The organism is Pseudoalteromonas sp. PAB 2.2 (assembly GCF_001938575.1).
In the GTDB taxonomy this organism is placed as follows: domain Bacteria; phylum Pseudomonadota; class Gammaproteobacteria; order Enterobacterales; family Alteromonadaceae; genus Pseudoalteromonas; species Pseudoalteromonas lipolytica.
On the sequence record NZ_LYPI01000019.1, the window covers coordinates 70,405 to 87,478 of the forward strand.

General features: G+C 42.5%; 18 protein-coding genes and 4 tRNA genes. 16 read left to right on the forward strand and 6 right to left on the reverse strand.

Features of this window, described 5'->3' with window-relative positions; genetic code table 11:
* Window positions 1-10: 10 nt before the first annotated feature.
* The 6 genes from BWD47_RS16665 to BWD47_RS16690 all read left to right on the forward strand — a co-directional run bounded on the left by BWD47_RS16665 (window position 11) and on the right by BWD47_RS16690 (window position 7,183).
* Window positions 11-1,015 (forward strand): FAD-dependent oxidoreductase, encoded by a 1,005-nt coding sequence (locus tag BWD47_RS16665; protein WP_075594335.1) that lies wholly within the window; start codon window positions 11-13, stop codon window positions 1,013-1,015.
* A gap of 9 nt (window positions 1,016-1,024) precedes the next feature.
* Window positions 1,025-1,222, forward strand: a complete 198-nt coding sequence (gene thiS, locus BWD47_RS16670) for a sulfur carrier protein ThiS (RefSeq protein ID WP_036971421.1) — start codon at window positions 1,025-1,027, stop codon at window positions 1,220-1,222.
* Window position 1,223: 1 nt separating this feature from the next.
* Window positions 1,224-2,006 carry a thiazole synthase gene (locus tag BWD47_RS16675; protein WP_075594336.1) on the forward strand — a complete coding sequence of 261 codons (783 nt, stop codon included), beginning with the start codon at window positions 1,224-1,226 and terminating at the stop codon, window positions 2,004-2,006.
* A 13-nt stretch (window positions 2,007-2,019) separates the two neighbouring features.
* Complete coding sequence (thiE, locus tag BWD47_RS16680; protein ID WP_075594337.1) at window positions 2,020-3,549, forward strand: thiamine phosphate synthase; 1,530 nt, start codon at window positions 2,020-2,022, stop codon at window positions 3,547-3,549.
* Complete coding sequence (locus tag BWD47_RS16685; RefSeq protein WP_075594338.1) at window positions 3,546-4,292, forward strand: HesA/MoeB/ThiF family protein; 747 nt, start codon at window positions 3,546-3,548, stop codon at window positions 4,290-4,292. Before thiE ends, BWD47_RS16685 begins: the two co-directional genes overlap by 4 nt.
* 101 nt (window positions 4,293-4,393) lie before the next feature.
* Complete coding sequence (locus BWD47_RS16690; protein WP_075594339.1) at window positions 4,394-7,183, forward strand: hypothetical protein; 2,790 nt, start codon at window positions 4,394-4,396, stop codon at window positions 7,181-7,183.
* Window positions 7,184-7,209: 26 nt separating this feature from the next.
* Here the strand turns inward: BWD47_RS16690 and BWD47_RS16695 are convergent, their stop codons facing one another.
* From BWD47_RS16695 to rsgA, 3 genes are all read right to left on the reverse strand, one after another.
* Entirely contained in the window at window positions 7,210-8,127 is a 918-nt protein-coding gene (locus BWD47_RS16695) for an SUMF1/EgtB/PvdO family nonheme iron enzyme (protein WP_075594340.1), read from the reverse strand.
* Window positions 8,128-8,253: 126 nt separating this feature from the next.
* A complete protein-coding gene (gene asd / locus BWD47_RS16700) occupies window positions 8,254-9,120 on the reverse strand; it encodes an archaetidylserine decarboxylase (RefSeq protein ID WP_036971409.1) in 867 nt (288 codons plus the stop codon).
* 18 nt (window positions 9,121-9,138) lie between these two features.
* Entirely contained in the window at window positions 9,139-10,197 is a 1,059-nt protein-coding gene (gene rsgA / locus BWD47_RS16705) for a small ribosomal subunit biogenesis GTPase RsgA (protein WP_036971407.1), read from the reverse strand.
* Between the two features lie 122 nt (window positions 10,198-10,319).
* On the opposite strand from rsgA, the gene orn reads away from it, so the two are divergent.
* The 5 genes from orn to BWD47_RS16730 all read left to right on the forward strand — a co-directional run bounded on the left by orn (window position 10,320) and on the right by BWD47_RS16730 (window position 11,967).
* Window positions 10,320-10,865 carry an oligoribonuclease gene (gene orn / locus BWD47_RS16710; RefSeq protein ID WP_036971404.1) on the forward strand — a complete coding sequence of 182 codons (546 nt, stop codon included), beginning with the start codon at window positions 10,320-10,322 and terminating at the stop codon, window positions 10,863-10,865.
* A gap of 267 nt (window positions 10,866-11,132) precedes the next feature.
* Window positions 11,133-11,208, forward strand: a tRNA-Gly gene (locus BWD47_RS16715).
* Window positions 11,209-11,411: 203 nt separating this feature from the next.
* Window positions 11,412-11,487: transfer RNA gene (locus tag BWD47_RS16720), tRNA-Gly, on the forward strand.
* Window positions 11,488-11,615: 128 nt separating this feature from the next.
* Window positions 11,616-11,691 (forward strand) — tRNA-Gly (locus BWD47_RS16725).
* Between the two features lie 200 nt (window positions 11,692-11,891).
* Window positions 11,892-11,967: transfer RNA gene (locus tag BWD47_RS16730), tRNA-Gly, on the forward strand.
* 77 nt (window positions 11,968-12,044) lie between these two features.
* On the opposite strand, the gene BWD47_RS16735 is transcribed toward BWD47_RS16730, so the two are convergent.
* The 3 genes from BWD47_RS16735 to BWD47_RS16745 all read right to left on the reverse strand — a co-directional run bounded on the left by BWD47_RS16735 (window position 12,045) and on the right by BWD47_RS16745 (window position 13,446).
* Window positions 12,045-12,470, reverse strand: a complete 426-nt coding sequence (locus BWD47_RS16735; protein ID WP_075594341.1) for a secondary thiamine-phosphate synthase enzyme YjbQ — start codon at window positions 12,468-12,470, stop codon at window positions 12,045-12,047.
* Complete coding sequence (locus tag BWD47_RS16740; protein WP_065978232.1) at window positions 12,467-12,934, reverse strand: chemotaxis protein CheX; 468 nt, start codon at window positions 12,932-12,934, stop codon at window positions 12,467-12,469. The genes BWD47_RS16735 and BWD47_RS16740 overlap by 4 nt, the downstream gene beginning before the upstream one ends.
* 77 nt (window positions 12,935-13,011) lie before the next feature.
* On the reverse strand, window positions 13,012-13,446 hold the full coding sequence (locus tag BWD47_RS16745) for a transcriptional repressor (protein WP_036971396.1): 435 nt from the start codon (window positions 13,444-13,446) through the stop codon (window positions 13,012-13,014).
* A 95-nt stretch (window positions 13,447-13,541) separates the two neighbouring features.
* Here BWD47_RS16745 and BWD47_RS16750 point away from each other — a divergent pair, with 95 nt between their 5' ends.
* The 5 genes from BWD47_RS16750 to BWD47_RS16770 all read left to right on the forward strand — a co-directional run bounded on the left by BWD47_RS16750 (window position 13,542) and on the right by BWD47_RS16770 (window position 17,071).
* Window positions 13,542-14,162, forward strand: a complete 621-nt coding sequence (locus tag BWD47_RS16750; RefSeq protein ID WP_036971394.1) for a MarC family protein — start codon at window positions 13,542-13,544, stop codon at window positions 14,160-14,162.
* A gap of 95 nt (window positions 14,163-14,257) precedes the next feature.
* On the forward strand, window positions 14,258-14,737 hold the full coding sequence (locus BWD47_RS16755; RefSeq protein WP_075594342.1) for a hypothetical protein: 480 nt from the start codon (window positions 14,258-14,260) through the stop codon (window positions 14,735-14,737).
* Between the two features lie 223 nt (window positions 14,738-14,960).
* Window positions 14,961-15,938 (forward strand): tRNA dihydrouridine(20/20a) synthase DusA, encoded by a 978-nt coding sequence (gene dusA / locus BWD47_RS16760; protein ID WP_075594343.1) that lies wholly within the window; start codon window positions 14,961-14,963, stop codon window positions 15,936-15,938.
* A 241-nt stretch (window positions 15,939-16,179) separates the two neighbouring features.
* A complete protein-coding gene (locus tag BWD47_RS16765; protein ID WP_036971361.1) occupies window positions 16,180-16,854 on the forward strand; it encodes a PspA/IM30 family protein in 675 nt (224 codons plus the stop codon).
* A gap of 10 nt (window positions 16,855-16,864) precedes the next feature.
* Window positions 16,865-17,071, forward strand: coding sequence for a PspC domain-containing protein (locus tag BWD47_RS16770; RefSeq protein WP_036971358.1), 207 nt, complete (start codon window positions 16,865-16,867; stop codon window positions 17,069-17,071).
* The last annotated feature ends 3 nt before the right edge of the window (window positions 17,072-17,074 follow it).

Consider the following 17,074-nt stretch of genomic DNA (forward strand, 5'->3'; position numbering starts at 1 on the left):
TAGAACGTTTATGTCTTTAAAAATAGCAATTTTGGGATTTGGTTTAACAGGACGACTTACTGCTTTAGCACTCTCTAAAGTGCATCAAGTCAGCGTGTATGAGCAAGATGATCAACACGCAGCAAACAGTGCCGGAAATGTTGCGGCGGCTATGCTCGCACCGCTGGCTGAGTCGGTATTATGTGAGCAAGATATAGCGCTGCAGGGGCTGGCGAGCATTCAACGCTGGCAGCAGGTTATTAGTGAACTGGATGAGCCTGTGTATTTTCAGCAAGCGGGCAGTTTGGTGGTTGCTCATCAGCAAGATAAAGGCGATTTACACAGTTTTATTAGCCGCTTAAAACCATTAGCCGAGCATACAGCGGACACAGTGAGCAGCGCGCAAATAGCAGATCTTGAGCCTGAGCTTGCTGGACGCTTTCACCAAGGGGTGTATTTACCCTGCGAAGGCCAGCTCGATAACCAGGCCTTCTATGCTGCGAGCTATAAGCAATTAGTTGCTCGTCAAGTCAGCTTTAATTGGCACTCACACATTACTTTAACTGGTCATAAGGTGAATGGACAAAGTTATGACTTTGTTTTTGATTGTCGGGGATTAGGGGCAAAAACAGCTTTACCTAGCCTTCGTGGTGTGAGGGGGGAAGTGGCACGCTTATATGCACCAGAAGTAAACCTGTCTCGGCCAGTACGCCTTATGCATCCGCGCTACCCCATTTATATTGCACCTAAACTGAATCATCAGTTTGTGATTGGCGCGACTGAAATTGAATCGCACGACACAGGTAAAGTCACCGTGCGCTCAGCACTTGAGTTATTGTCGGCGGCTTATACGGTTCACAGTGGTTTTGCTGAAGCGCGTATTGAAAGTTTGCAATCAGGGCTTCGTCCTGCATTTGCAGATAACCGTCCACAGGTGACCCGAGAAGGGAGAGTTATAAGCCTTAATGGCTTGTATCGTCATGGTTATTTGTTAGCGCCTTATGTTGTCGATGAAGCAATTAGCTTAATGACTTAGGGGGTCATAATGAAAATAGTAATAAATGGCCAATCAGCTGTTGTGGCTGAGCAAATATCGCTTAGCGAGGCGTTGGCAAACTATGGGGCTAGGCCGCCATTTGCTGTGGCTGTAAACGGCGACTTTGTACCACGCAGCCAATGCGAAATAAAAACTCTTAACGAGGGTGACAGCATTGAGCTTTTGTCACCCATTCAAGGAGGTTAGCATGGATAGTTTTACTATTTATGGTGAACAAATACGCAGCCGCTTACTCATTGGTTCTGCATTGTATCCTTCGCCCAGTATAATGACAGAATCAATTGTGGCCTCTGGGGCTGACATTGTTACCGTGTCATTAAGGCGTCAACAAAGTGCGCAAGCCGGCGATGATTTTTGGCAGTTAATAAAAAACACCGGGCTTAAAGTGCTCCCAAATACAGCAGGGTGTCACAGTGTGAAAGAGGCAGTTACTCTGGCTCAAATGTGCCGTGAGGTTTTTGCCACTGATTGGATCAAGCTTGAGCTGATTGGTGATGAATATAATTTGCAGCCCGATCCTTTTGCGTTACTCGAAGCAACAAAAATACTATTAGATGAGGGCTTTAAAGTACTGCCTTACTGCACCGATGACTTAGTGTTATGCCAGCGTCTTGCTGATTTAGGCTGTGAAGTGCTGATGCCTTGGGGTGCGCCTATTGGAACAGGTAAAGGGTTACTGAACCCCTATAACCTAAGAATGATCCGAGAGCGTTTACCTAGTCATACCTTAATCGTTGATGCTGGATTAGGGTTACCTTCGCATGCCTGCCAAGCCCTTGAATTAGGGTATGATGCGGTATTATTAAATTCGGCAATCGCTGGAGCTGGGTGCCCAGTTACAATGAGCCATGCATTTCGCAGTGCCGTTGAGGCAGGCAGATACAGCTATTTAGCCAAAGCGATGCCCGAAAAAGACGTAGCCAGCCCATCAACACCTACTATGGGCATGCCATTTTGGCATCAAAATTAAAGAAGAGGAAAACATGAATCAGGTTGTATGGAGCATAGCGGGATCTGATTCCGGCGGCGGGGCTGGAATTCAAGCTGATATTAAAGCGATGCAAAGCTTTTCAGTGCATTGCTGCACCGTGATCACAGCTTTAACAGCACAAAATAGTTTAGGTGTTGAGGCCTTAAATCCCATTTCAACGGAGGTGATTGAATCTCAATTACAAGCTTTAGTAACCGATATGCCCGCCACGGTGATAAAAATCGGCATGTTGGCGAATGTGCAGCAAATTCAGTTAATAAGTGAACATTTAAAACATTATAAAAACACCTGGGAAGTGCCGCCTTTGGTTGTCTATGACCCTGTGGCGATAGCTTCCAGTGGCGATTTACTCACAGAAGAAGATACCGTGAGTGCAATTAAAGAGTGTTTATTACCGTGGGTAGATGTTGTTACACCCAATACTCACGAAACGCAGTTACTGACCGGAGTGTATTTAATTGGCCCAAGTGCAGTAAAAGAAGCTGCGCAAAAGCTGCAAAGTTATGGCGCAAAATCGGTCATCATCAAAGGTGGTCATTGGGACTACCCAAGTGGTTATTGCATCGATTACTGCCTGCAAGATACACACGAATACTGGCTTGGAAATGAAAAAATTCAAACACCGCATAGCCATGGCACCGGGTGTAGTATGGCCTCAGTGATTGCTGCTTGCCTAGCAAAGCGTTATCCACTGAAAGACGCATTTATTCTCGCAAAAGCGTATATAAACCAAGGTTTAAAAGCGGCAGTGCGTTACGGTGAAGGAATTGGCCCTGTTGCACACACTCATTTTCCGGTTAATTTAGCAGATTACCCACAAGTGATTGAAGCGGGGAGTTGGCTTGGTGATGAACTCGACTTTGATCACCCTAGCAATTTTACTATGGCGGCTGGTTTTGCTGAGTGTCAGTCTAAAAAGCTCGGCTTATATGCAGTGGTCGACAGTGTTGATTGGTTAGAAAAGTGTTTAGCTGAAGGCGTTAAAACCGTACAGCTACGAATCAAAAATACAGATGATGCAACGCTAGATGAGGCCATTGCCAGTGCTGTTATGCTTGGTCAAAAATACGATGCGCAGGTGTATATTAATGACTATTGGCAACTGGCGATTAAGCACGGTGCTTATGGAGTTCATTTAGGCCAAGAAGACCTACAAACGGCTAATTTAATTGCTATAAAAGAGGCTGGCTTGCGTTTAGGCGTCTCGACCCATGGTTTTTATGAAATGCTGCGCGCCCATAATTATCGCCCGAGCTACATGGCATTTGGTGCAATTTACCCAACCACCACAAAAGACATGACAGGGCAAATTCAAGGCCTAGAAAAGCTTGAAAAATTTGTCCCATTAATGGCCGACTACCCAACAGTTGCGATTGGTGGCATTGATGTGTCACGTGCAGAGCAAGTGGCAAATACCGGGGTAGGCAGTGTGGCTGTGGTGCGAGCAATTACCGAAGCTGAAGATTACCCCGCAGCGATTGCTAAACTCAAGCAATGTGTTGAAGGCGACTCAGAAGCATGAGTGCGTTAAGCGATAAAGAGCGCATACGTTACAGCCGCCACTTAATGCTTAAAGAAGTGGGATTGGAGGGGCAGCAAATATTAAAGGCCGCACATATTGCGGTAGTAGGTGCTGGTGGGCTTGGCTCACCTGCGCTACTTTATTTAGCTGCGGCTGGGGTGGGTAAGCTCACGTTGGTTGATAACGACAATGTCGAGCTTTCAAATTTACAGCGACAAATTTTGTATAAAGTTAATCACTTAGGGCAAGCAAAAACACAGGCAGCCTCGAAAGTGTTAGCAAGCTTAAATAACCAAATTAGTATTGAGCCCATTTGCCAAAGACTTGATGAAAAAAACCTTGCAGACGTTTTACAAGGGGCCGACATCGTACTCGATTGCAGTGATAACTTTGCCACTCGTTACTTAATTAATCGCTATTGTTTAGCGCACACAATCCCGCTCATTTCAGCTGCTGCGATTGCCACACAAGGGCAACTAATGTGCTTTGACTTTCGCAATTCCGACAGCCCCTGTTATGGCTGCGTATTCCCGCAAACTGATGATCAACCAGTATTAAATTGTGATAACGCGGGTGTAATAAGCCCATTACTGGGAGTTATGGGCAGTATGCAAAGCTTACTGGCGGTTAATATACTGTTAGGCCATAAAACGGGCAGCGAGTTTATTCAATTTGATGGGCTGACACTTAATCAGCAAAAATTCACGGTAAAAAAAGATACGTTTTGTTTAGAATGTGGATAATTTATACGTAAATATAGTGAAAAAGAGCATAGAGTGTATTATTTAATCAGGTTCCGTATTAAAATCGAAGTGAATCATCTCAGCAGCAAGGAAGCGTAAAAGTGGGATCTTTAATACAGTGGAATCGATTTAGGCAAAACTCAATTAATTTCCAGCAGGATGAAGAACTATCAAACCTGTGCGAACCTGATGAAAGCCGAATTTCTCAAGTTACTTTACCTATGAGTAAAGTGCCAAACAAAATTTTAACTCAGCTTAAACCTCATCGGTCTGATTATGTAAGAGTTAACTTGGATGATGCCCGCTACTGGCATGTTGGGAAAAGCCAATATGAGAATCAGCAATTATTTTCCTATGCCAATAATCAAGTTGAACGCATTAGTAAATTATCACAAAATGATACGAAGCAGATTTATGCGTTTGTTAAAAAGTCAGTATTCTTAACGCAAATTCAGGGTCAAGAAATAAGCCCTGGCTGTAGTGCCTCTAATATAGGTTCATCTTCATCATTAGAAGATAATCAAAATAAAACTGTTAAAAACAGAACGACGCATTCCACACTAAAAGAACAAATTTCTAATACGATCTCACCTGCTGTTATTATTGGTCAACCTACTGATAGTAGTGTTATTACATTAGAACAAGGGGGGTTAACTAAAAGGCGTTTTGCAACTCATACATTAGGTCCGGGAGAAACGCTTGATAGTATTGTCCTTTTCTACACTGGTACTCAAGACTTAAGCTTACTTTATGACTTTAATTATCCAACATTCACACCGAAAAAACCTCCACAAGTTGGTGATAATGTAAAAGTTTGTACCGGCTTTGATGTATTTCTAAAAGGGCAATTTTATAATAGCCGCAGTGTACTCATAACTTGGTATGGGCCAGTTTCTGGTTCGCAACAAGCTACTTTAGAATCAGTTGCGGGCGATTATAAAGCTGATAAAGGTTATGACTGGGAGCTTATTTTACCTTTAGTTGCAGGTGATTATAGATTAACCGCTGAATCTGAAGGTGCACGTCATATGGTTAATTTTTCTGTTAGTGAGTCTGACACTCAACAGCAAATTATCGATTTTGTATATCTTCCAGAAGAGCATTGCTTTATTGCTGTAACTCAGTCACTAGCAGACATACTCGATAGTGAAATGGCAGCCCTTAACTCACCAATAGAACAACTGAAACAAAGCTTAACTCGAGGGAAAAATAATCCCGAAGAAAGTAAGCAGATCACCGAAGCCAAACAGGCACTAAATAAAACACTAAAACCTTTAGTAAAAGGCCCTAGTGCAAATAACATCACCGAAGTTATTGGTTATAAAGGACGAAAGTACACTTATGTACGCAGCGATAAAATAGCAGATCACCGTCGAAGTTACCGCTTAGATACGGATATTCGTGATGGCAGACGTTTTAGTGACAACAATGGCCGTTTAAATAATAGTAAACTAAAACAAGCCCTTAAAAATGATCTTAGCAAATTAAAAACAAGCTTTAAGTTCGACGAAAAGATCATAGATACTTATACAACGGTTTGGGGAGAGTGGGCTAAAGAGTTTAATAAAGATCTTAATATTAAAGGTTTTGAAAAAAGCGATTACTTTGATGCAAGTGCTGAGGCTCAGCTAATGCGTTACACTCACGGAGCTAGTCTCGCTGCTACATTTAGCCCAAAAGATGGAGTTTTTGCATTGCAAGGTGATTTTAAAATTGACTTTGCTGTTGCTGAAGCAAAAGCCGTTATGAGTGGCTACTTCCCTAATAAAGTAGGGTACGAATTAATATTCTCCATGCCCCTTAAAAATAGCACACAAGAAAAAACCTTTAACCTTGGCGCAATACGCCTTACTGCAACAGTGAGTGCATTTGGCTATGCAGGGGCTAAGTTACAAGGCTCGGCAAATATGGGGTGTACAGTAAAGCAAGGTCAGTTAATGCTTGATGGCCTCAATGAAGCCGAACAACAAACTATGCAGCAAAAAGATAAACGTTTTCAGCCAGTAAAAGCAGAAGTGAATGCGTTTGTAGGTGTGTCTGCAGGCTGTGAGGCAACAGGTGCAATTCAATGGGACAACCCAGAAAAAGTCGGAAACACGTCATTTTGTGACTTGGCCAAACTAGGCTCAAAGTTATCAGGCAGTATAGGAGCTGGGGCTCAAGCTGGCTTTTATCTCGGTTACGATACGGGGAAATTTGTGCTTCGTGCAAAAGCAGGGCTGGTATGGGGAGTTGGCGTTGGGGGAGAGTTAGTTTGTGAAGTGGGTGTTGACGAAATTGTCACATTGGCGCAATTTGTGTATCACCAGCTTAAAAATAATGATTATGATTATTTAGAGTTTATACAAGAAGATGCATTTAAAGTGCTATATAAAGCGGTGGCAATGCATATTGCAACAGGGCAAGAAATTGTAGAGTTTGTTGGAAAAAGTGTGCGTCAAGTTGACATGTTGTGGCGAGCTGAGGTGCTTGCTCATCAACAAGCTAAGCGCATTATTAGCCGAATTCAGCATCAGCCCGAAATATTAAAGTTTACAGTGCCTGAAGCAAAAGGCGCGTTTTTACATTTGCTTGCCAACCCGAATTTAGCAAGTTTAATTGATTTTGACACGTACACATGGTCAGGATTAAATGAGCAACGCGAGAGTGCCATAATCACCATACTTAAACATATTCTCTGCACAGAAGAATTAGATGAGGTATTACAACACATGGGTGAGGGCGGTGCTAAATGCTCCCGCGAAAATGGCCTTTCTCAACTTAACCGTATTTTAGAAGGGTCACAGCAACGTGAATTTGATGCATGGCAACGTAAATTACCAAGCCGTGCACGTTCTGGATCTGTCGCTATGGCAATGATAGATGCAGAGCCATTTATGGCATTGGCTTAATTGGTAATGTGCAACCAGAGTAAACCTTACTCTGGTTGCTGTGCTAATGGCGTCGCTTGGTTAAGCACGCAGCGAAAGCCTATGGCACGGTAGGCCTCGCCCAGTTCATTAGATTCTTGGCGTGTATACACGTTACTACCTCGGGGAGATTCTAAAAACATTCCGCCGCGCATTACTTTTTTTGTGCCTTTAGAGGGGCCCGTTGGGTTATGCTCAGGAGAGTGCCGATAGTAATCTTCAGCCCACCAATCATTAACCCATTCAATCATATTACCACTGAGATCATAAAACCCTAATGGGTTGGGAGGGTAAGTGCCGCTAATGTATGGGCGTGCAGGGCTTGTCGCGGGGGAATAATTGACACTGAGTTCAAGCATTCCCGTATTGGTCGCAAATAAAATGTTTTCTCCCCGATTACGGGCTGCGAATTCCCACTGAGCCTCTGTGGGTAAATCAAAGGGGAGCTCGGTGAGTTTAGCCAGCCATAAACAGTAGTTYTTTGCRCCATACCAACTTACTCCCGCAGGGAATTCAGGGGCCCGCCAAACCTCATCTCTATCCCATTTTGTCCACATGGTTTTAGGCTGCTCATTCACCGTTGTGTATAAATCAAAGTCGGCATAATTCACTTCATACGCGCCCATTGAGTAGCTGGTTAGGGTGACTTTATGGGCGGGTTTGTTGTCAGTCGCTATTGTCCAAGGTAAGTTGGTTGGTCCTCCACCATCTCCCATCATAAAGCTCCCGCCTTCAACAAACACCATGTGGGCTTTAGTGCGCTCAATAAGAGCATGTACTTGCTTGTCTTGCTCTCCAGTGAGCTTATCTATGTTATTTTCGATATCGCAGCCACTTAGTAATAAGCCGCAGATAATAATAGGAGAAAGCAAGCTAAGTACGTTGCGAGGTGTAAAAGTCGTGCCTGAGCCAAGGTATTTATCCATAAAAAAGAGTCCATGTACAGTGTGTCTGTTAACGGTACTTAAGTCAGTGTTAGTATGATTAGTAAAGAGAGAAAAGCGAGTGAATACATCGCTTTTCTTTGGCATTTATTATGCGGTGTGCGATGGTTAGTCTTTGATTGTCGCAAATGGTGTGCCCATGCGAGTGATTGTTTCTGGGTGTTGGTCAGATAAAAACTCAGCTTGGTTTGCACCCCAGGCTAAAATCACGGTAGACCCTAACTTAAAGCGACCCATTTCTTCGCCTTTTTTCAAAGTGATTGCGTTATCACCTTTGGTAGGGTAGTTCCAGCTGAATACATCTTTACCGGCAGGTGGTGTAACGGTACCTGCCCATATGGTTTCGATGCTGGCTACAATCGTTGCACCTACCAGTACCATCGCAAGTGGGCCTATGTCAGTTTCGAAAATTGCAACCACACGTTCATTACGCGCAAATAAGTTAGGGACGTTTTGCGCCGTAAGCGGATTCACTGAGAATAAATCACCTGGTACATAAATCATTTTACTCAGCGTCCCATCAATCGGCATGTGAATACGGTGATAGTCTTTCGGTGCTAAATAGATTGTTGCGAACTTACCACCCAAAAATGGCACGGTATCGTCTTCGTTACCACCTAGTAATGCCTGTAAGCTGTAGTCGTGCCCTTTAGCTTGAATTATTTGACCATCTACTACGTCACCTAATTGGCTAATCGCACCATCAACTGGGTGAGCAATAATGTCTTTTTCTTCTGCAAGTGGGCGAATACCTTCCTTTAAAGGGCGAGTAAAAAATTCATTAAAGGTTTTGTAATGAGCTGGATCGGGGTATTTAGCCTCACTCATATCAATTTTATATTGTTTGATGAATAGCTTGATTAACGCCGTGGTTAAGCCACCCGCTTTCGCTGCTGCTAACTTGCCGACCATGCGCGAAATGAAATGTTTTGGCATGGCATACTGCATGGCAATTTTGAATTTATCTAAACTCACTTGTTATTTCCTAAATAGTTATACGCGAGGAGCGCGTGCACCCGCACGGCCATCGGCCATAGTTTCTAAAATTCGGTGGTAACTGTCAAAACGAAGTTCTGAAATATCTCCATCATCAACCGCTTGGCGAATGATACAGCCCGGATCATTTAGATGTTTACAGTCACGAAAACGACAGCCGCCAATAAAGTCACGGAACTCTTTAAAGCACCAAGTTACGCGTTCAACATCTAAATGCCATAGGCCAAACTCACGGATCCCTGGTGAATCAATAAGATTACCGCCAGAGGGTAAGTGATGTAAACGTGATACGGTTGTTGTGTGTTGCCCAAGACCACTATTTTCAGAGACTTCCTGAGTTAAAATAGCGGCGTCGGGTAAAACAGTATTAACTAACGTTGATTTACCCACACCACTTTGACCCACAAAGATGCTGTTTTTATCTATTAACGTTTGTTTAAGCTCATCAATACCTTGGCCTGTTTTATTACTGACGAGTAATACTTGATAGCCCAGTTCACGATAAATATCGAGAATTTCATTAATATAGGCGAGTCCTTCATCGTCAATTAAATCGATTTTGTTGAGCACTAAAATCGGCTCTATGCCCATGTCTTCACAGGCAACTAAATAACGGTCGATAATATTAGGAGTAAACTCAGGTAATACCGCTGACACCATTAAAATTTGGTCGATATTAGCTGCAACGACTTTCACTCCGTCATAAAAATCTGGACGTGTAAGCTGCGAGCGACGTTCGTGAGTTGCTTCGATGACACCGGCTAAGTCACCCTCACTCACTTTGGCGCGACGAAATATCACTTCATCCCCGCAAACAAGGCTTGATACAGTGCGACGAATGTTACAGCGCAGCACATCACCAGAGTCCGTTTCGATATCTGCATGTTGTCCAAAACGGCTTAATACAACGGCATTTTCAGCAGGGCCTAAATTGTCGTTTTGCCATTGCACGGCTGCGCCCTTGTCTTGCTTTTTATCAGCATTAGACAAACGTTTTTGATGATTGGCCTTAATCCGACGAGACTGGCCTTTACTTAATTTCTTTTGTTTTGCCACTTTTGGCCTATAACTTGATTAAATGTCGGGCTTTTTGAAAAAAAAGCTTTAGGTCGACTGATGATACTAATATGATATATCTAAATGCGTTGGATCTAAAGGAAAGCACCGCTAAGGTAACTATGTCTTTTCATAAATCAAATCTTATCTGGCTCGACCTGGAAATGACTGGCCTCGAACCAGCAACAGATAAAATACTCGAAATTGCCACTGTTGTCACCGACAGTGAGTTAAACATCTTGGCTGAAGGCCCTGTTATTGCTATTCATCAAAGCGATGAATTACTTGATGGCATGGACGAGTGGTGTACGACCCAACATGGTCAATCAGGTTTAACAGCCCGCTGCAAAGCAAGTTCTTTCACTGAGCAAGATGCCATTGAGCAAACATTGGCGTTTTTGAAGCAGTGGGTACCTGCTGGCGCATCGCCTATGTGCGGAAATTCAATCGGCCAAGACCGTCGATTCATGAATAAGTACATGCCGGAATTGGAAGACTATTTTCATTATCGCAACCTTGATGTAAGCACTATTAAAGAGCTTGCGCGCCGCTGGAAGCCTGAGGTTCTTGCTCAAGTGAATAAAAAAGGTTCACACCTTGCCCTTGATGATATAAAAGATTCAATTATGGAATTAAAGGTTTACCAAGAAAAATTCTTTAATTTGTAAAAAACATTTGCAAACACATCGGATTATTGTAGAATCCTGCCCCGCTTAAGACGTTAACCCTCGCGGGGTTAGTGTGTCTTTAGCTAAACTTTATAGTTGAAATTTGTGGCACTAGCTCAGTTGCCAGAACGTTTTACCGCAAGCTTTAGGTTGTGCATCAACGGACAAATTACTGACTATTTGAATGCGGCACTAGCTCAGTTGCCAGAACGTTTTACCGCAACCTTTAGGTTGTGCACCAACGGACAAATTACTGACTATTTGAATGCGGCACTAGCTCAGTTGGTAGAGCGCAACCTTGCCAAGGTTGAGGTCACGAGTTCGAGCCTCGTGTGCCGCTCCAATTTCTCACCAAAAGAAATTGTTATAAAAAATTTAAATTATACGGCACTAGCTCAGTTGCCAGAACGTTTCACCACAACCTTTAGGTTGTGCACCAACGGACAAATTACTGACTATTTGAATGCGGCACTAGCTCAGTTGCCAGAACGTTTTACCGCAACCTTTAGGTTGTGCACCAACGGACAAATTACTGACTATTTGAATGCGGCACTAGCTCAGTTGGTAGAGCGCAACCTTGCCAAGGTTGAGGTCACGAGTTCGAGCCTCGTGTGCCGCTCCAATTTCTCAGCAAAAGAAATTGTTATAAAAAATTCAAATTATACGGCACTAGCTCAGTTGCCAGAACGTTTCACCACAACCTTTAGGTTGTGCACCAACGGACAAATTACTGACTATTTTGAATTGAATGCGGCACTAGCTCAGTTGGTAGAGCGCAACCTTGCCAAGGTTGAGGTCACGAGTTCGAGCCTCGTGTGCCGCTCCAATTTCTCACCAAAAGAAATTGTTATAAAAAATTCAAATTATACGGCACTAGCTCAGTTGCCAGAACGTTTTACCGCAACCTTTGGTTGTACACCAACGGACAAATTACTGACTATTTGAATGCGGCACTAGTTCAGTTGCCAGAACGTTTACCGCAACCTTTGGTTGTGCATCAACGGACAAATCACTGACTATTTGAATGCGGCACTAGCTCAGTTGGTAGAGCGCAACCTTGCCAAGGTTGAGGTCACGAGTTCGAGCCTCGTGTGCCGCTCCAAATTCTAAACTATTCTTTATAAATAACTCCCAGTTAAAAAACATTTCAGCTACGTCACGCCTGTTTATTTATTTTTTTTATAGTTGACCTTGGACTGTGGCAACAATGCGTCTTGAACCGCCTTGGTCGCGATGCTCACCTAAATAAATACCTTGCCAAGTACCGAGTTGAAGGCGTCCTTGATGGATTGGAATTGTCAGTTCGCAGCCTAATGTACTGCTTTTTATGTGTGCAGGCATGTCATCGTCACCTTCATAATCGTGGCGATAATAACTCTGCCTTTCTGGGACAAAGTGGTTGAAGTGGCTTTCCATGTCCATACGCACTGTCGGATCTGCATTCTCATTAATAGTTAAACTGGCAGAAGTGTGCTGAATAAACAAATGCAATAAACCGACTTTATACTGGCTGATTTCAGGTAGTTGACGAAGTAACTCGTCATCAATGATGTGAAAGCCTCGTGTGCGAGGCTTTAGTTGAATGGTTTTTTGTTGCCAACTCATAGCTTATCAAAACTAACTTCTATATTGGCATTCCCGTCCTCTGAGGTGAACGGAATGAGTACTTTAGCACCTTCACACTTATGTGTAATGGTGTGTCCTTTACCTGATACAACAATCGGTGTTGCCATATCAAATTCATAGCCCTTTTCGCCCAGAAGGTTTTTAGCGCCCCCGGTGACCATGTTGGTTATTTCGCCTACCATATCAGTCACTTCTTCGTTAACTGAATCTGGTCGCTCTCCCAGCATTCTTTCCATAATAGTTAAGGCCAAACTTTCATCAAAGGTGATTGAAAGTGAACCTTTAGTTTGTGGGCCAACCATACCGATTAAACCAGAGACATCGCCGCGCGCAATCTCATCTTTTTTGAGGCTAGGTTTACCGGGTTTTAATTCTGTTTGAGCCATGGTGCTCAATACATTGAGTAAAGACGATAAAAAAGGGTTGATGAACTCCACATTCATTGTTTATTTTCCCTTAGGTTATTGCAGCGAGGCTGCTGTTCTAACTTTAATTGTAGTGGCTGTATAAAACAGTGCACTTAATCTTTGCAATTTTCACATTTTCCGTGTGCTTCAATTGTTTGTCCTGAGACAATAAAGCCGCTTTCAGCTGCTAAGTTATTAAGCTCGTGCGAAATAACAGTAGAATGCAGCTCTTTTACATAACCGCAGCTATCACAAATTAATAATTGTACTGGATGAATGTGATCAAAATGATGGCACAACATAAATGAGTTTGTGCTTTCTATTTTGTGAATAAAGCCCAGTTCCGACAAAAAGTCTAAGGCGCGATAAATTGTTGCTGGTTTTGCTCCTGACTCAGTTAATTTGAGTTGTTCTAATAAGTCATAAGCACCAACACCACCTTGCGCGCTCGCTAGCAGGCGGAATACTTTTTCACGGATAGGTGTAAAACGTGCACCACGATTATCACATACTTGTTTTGCTTTACTGACGAGTGATTCTGTATTCATCTTCTCTTATCCTTACGCTACCGTGATATACTATCATACTGTATTGTAGTTGCAGCGTTTTTATTCGCTAGCAGGTTTTCTTGGGAGTTTTCGGTATGAGTGAATTGCTTGCTGCGTTCATTTTCTTTTTTGCTGTCATTGATCCAATTGGTACTGTGCCGGTCTTTATCGCGGTTACACGAGGCGAAGACGCTAAGTTTAAACGTAAAGTAGCATTAAAAGCGGTGGGAGTGTCGGCACTGGTTTTATTGTTTTTTGTACTCGCGGGTGAACTACTTTTAAACGCAATTAAGATTCCTTTGTCTGCTTTTCAAATTGCCGGCGGAATTGTGTTACTAATATTTGCCTTGTCGATGATTTTTGGTGAAAGTAAGCCTGAAAGTGAAATCAAAAGTGTCCGCAATAGTACCGAAACGGCTATTTTTCCACTCGCTATTCCGTCAATAGCAAGCCCCGGAGCAATGCTTGCTGCAGTACTAATGACTCGAAACAATGAATACACATGGCTGGAGCAGTTAATCACGTCATCAGTGATGTTATCGGTGTTGATTATAGTGCTGGTTTTACTGTTACTTGCAACGCATGTACATAAACTCATCGGTGATAGTGGTGCAAGTATCATAAGCCGTGTGATGGGATTAATTTTATCTTCGGTTGCGGTAACAAATATTCTGGGTGGCATTGCTCATTATTTTGGCTTAACGGTTGCGGTATAGTAAAAATTAAAGCGCATTTTCAGTCATTTAAACTTTGAATTATTGCCTTCTATTATCTAACTTAAAAGGAGGCAATATAATTTAAGGAACAAAGAATGCGACTCAAACATGTTGTTTTATCTGTTTTTCTGCTTTTTAGTTTAGCTGCTTGCATGGAGCCGACCTATGATAGTGGCAAATTAAAAGTGATCGAAGTGACAGATCATGACTTTAAAATCAATGATGAAAGTGCAGTAACCTTGATCATCGGTCATGCCAATGTAGCTGAATATAGCTTTTCACTTCGCAAGAGCGATCTTAAAAAAGGCACTCTGTTGCAGTCGGTGTCTGACAGTAACCCGAATGTGCGCGCTGATGGAACATTCTTCAGTGAATATTATGTGCAATCAAAAGATCATGACACGCACGCATCAATTGAAATTGTAGAAATCGATCCTGTTGAGAAAGTGGCACGCATTGCTGTGGGTGCTAAGCTCGTTAATCTAAAAAATGAAGATTATAAAGAACTCGAAATTACACTATTTGAACTTACCGGCCAAAATTTAGAAAATCTCTTAAATAAAGTAGAGATTTAGTCATTACTTTATTTCTTCCCAGATGAAGTGTGTTAGTTACACACTTCTTCATTATCTGATCTACGATTAAGTCATGCCGTCAGCTTTGTTAAGTGGTATAATCACGCAAACTTTATTTTTATTGTGATGGCTAATTATCTTAGCCGTTACTGCTTTAATAAGCGTTAATGTATTAGGTAATCAAGTTGCAAGTGAACGCATTGATATTTAAAGGGGCCATACTATGAGCACGACGACATTAAATCGCCGTTTGTCGGTGGCACCCATGTTAGATTGGACTGATCGTCATTGTCGAACATTCCATCGTAAAATGACAAAACATGCTGTGCTTTACACCGAAATGGTGACAACAGGTGCTATTTTATTTGGTAAGGGTGATTACTTACACTTTAATCAACATGAAGGTCCTGTTGCGTTGCAGCTGGGTGGGTCTGACCCTGACGCACTTGCTAAATGTGCTAAGTTAGCGGCAGAGCGCGGTTATGACGAGGTTAACCTTAATGTAGGATGCCCATCTGATCGCGTGCAAAACGGTCGTTTTGGTGCGTGTTTAATGGCTGAGCCAAAGCTTGTTGCTGAGTGTGTCGCGGCGATGAAGGCTGAAGTATCGATTCCAGTGACCGTTAAAACACGGATCGGAATTGACGAGCAAGATTCGTATGAGTTTTTATGTGCTCTGATTGAAGCAAGCCACGATGTAGGCTGTGATGACTTTATTATTCATGCCCGTAAGGCATGGCTAAATGGGTTAAGCCCGAAAGAAAACCGTGAAATTCCGCCGCTTGATTATCCGCGAGTTTATCAACTCAAAAAAGACTATCCGCAACTGCACTTGAGTCTAAATGGTGGCGTGAAAACGATTGCTGATACAATTACGCACCTTGATTATGTTGATGGCATTATGATTGGTCGTGAGGCATACAGTAATCCATTCATTTTAAGTGACGTTGACGAAAAAATTTACGGTGATACCCCGTTTACTCTTAATCGTCATCAGGTTGTGCGAGCTATGTATGATTACATTGAAGATGAGATGAGCCAAGGCGCGAATTTTTGGCATATTGCTCGCCATATGTTGGGTATTTTCCAAGGCCAGCCGGGCGCGCGAGGCTTTAGACGCCACCTTTCAGAAAATGGTCATGGCAAAACGGCCGATTTAAGTGTTATGGATAAAGCATTGAGCTTTGTACCAGAAATTTAATGTTCAAATTGGAACAGAAAAAAAGCCACTCTTTTGTGGCTTTTTTTGATCCTAAAATTTGGTTTAAAAGTTAGTTTTTTAGTCAAATTAGTTATTTTCCATTCAGCTTAAAGTCAGTGTTTAGTTACGTGAAAACTAATTAACCTTATGTATTTTAATGGTTATTTTAAAATTTTTTGTAGTTGGCATAAGAATTGGAATCTCCTCGGTGTATTAACCCAATTATCAACAGGAGAATCACATGGGTGTATTAAATCGCGTAAACGACATTATTCAGGCTAATTTATCTGCTGCACTCGATAAAGCAGAAGATCCTGAAAAGCTGCTTAATTTACTCGTGCAAGAAATGCAGGATGCACTTAATGAGTGTCGTGCAACCGCTGCAACATTCTTAACTCAAGAAAAGCAAATAAAGCGTGAAATTGCAGCAAAACAAGCAAAGCAAGCTGATTGGCAAGCGAAAGCTGAAAAAGCACTTAGTAAAGACAGAGATGATCTTGCTAAAGCAGCATTAATTGAAAAACAGCGTTTAAACGCAGAGATTGAAGCGCAGCAACGTGAAATGGATAAAGTGGCTGACTCATTAGCGAAGTTAACAGACGACTGTCAGCGTTTGCAAAATAAGCTTGCAGATGCCAAAGCAAAGCAACTGACTTACATGCAAAAAGAGCGCGTGGTTACGGCACGCTTAAAAGTCAAAGAGCAGCTTCATAGTAACAAAGTTGCGGATGCGTTAGCGCGATTTGATTATTTAGAGCAGCGCGTTGAAAACATCGAGTCGCAAGTTGAAGCCTATGAGCTTACACACAGTGATGCTGCAAATTCGACAGCGGCGCAAATTGCTGCGTTAGAAAAAAATGATGCTATAGACAAAGAGCTGGCCGATTTAAAAGCCACAATGAAACAGTCGGCTTAGGAGGAAAACGATGAATACTTATCATACATCATCACGTTGGTTTAGAGATTTAACTAATAAGAAAATCTCTGGAGTGTGCAGCGGTTTAGCTGCTCGATTGGGCTTCCCTGTATGGTCAACGCGTTTGCTCATGATCATACTGTTTTTACATATGCCCTTCATTGTTGGGGTGGGTTACCTTGTTGCACATTGTAGCTTGCCAGTAAAAGGTTATTAGGAG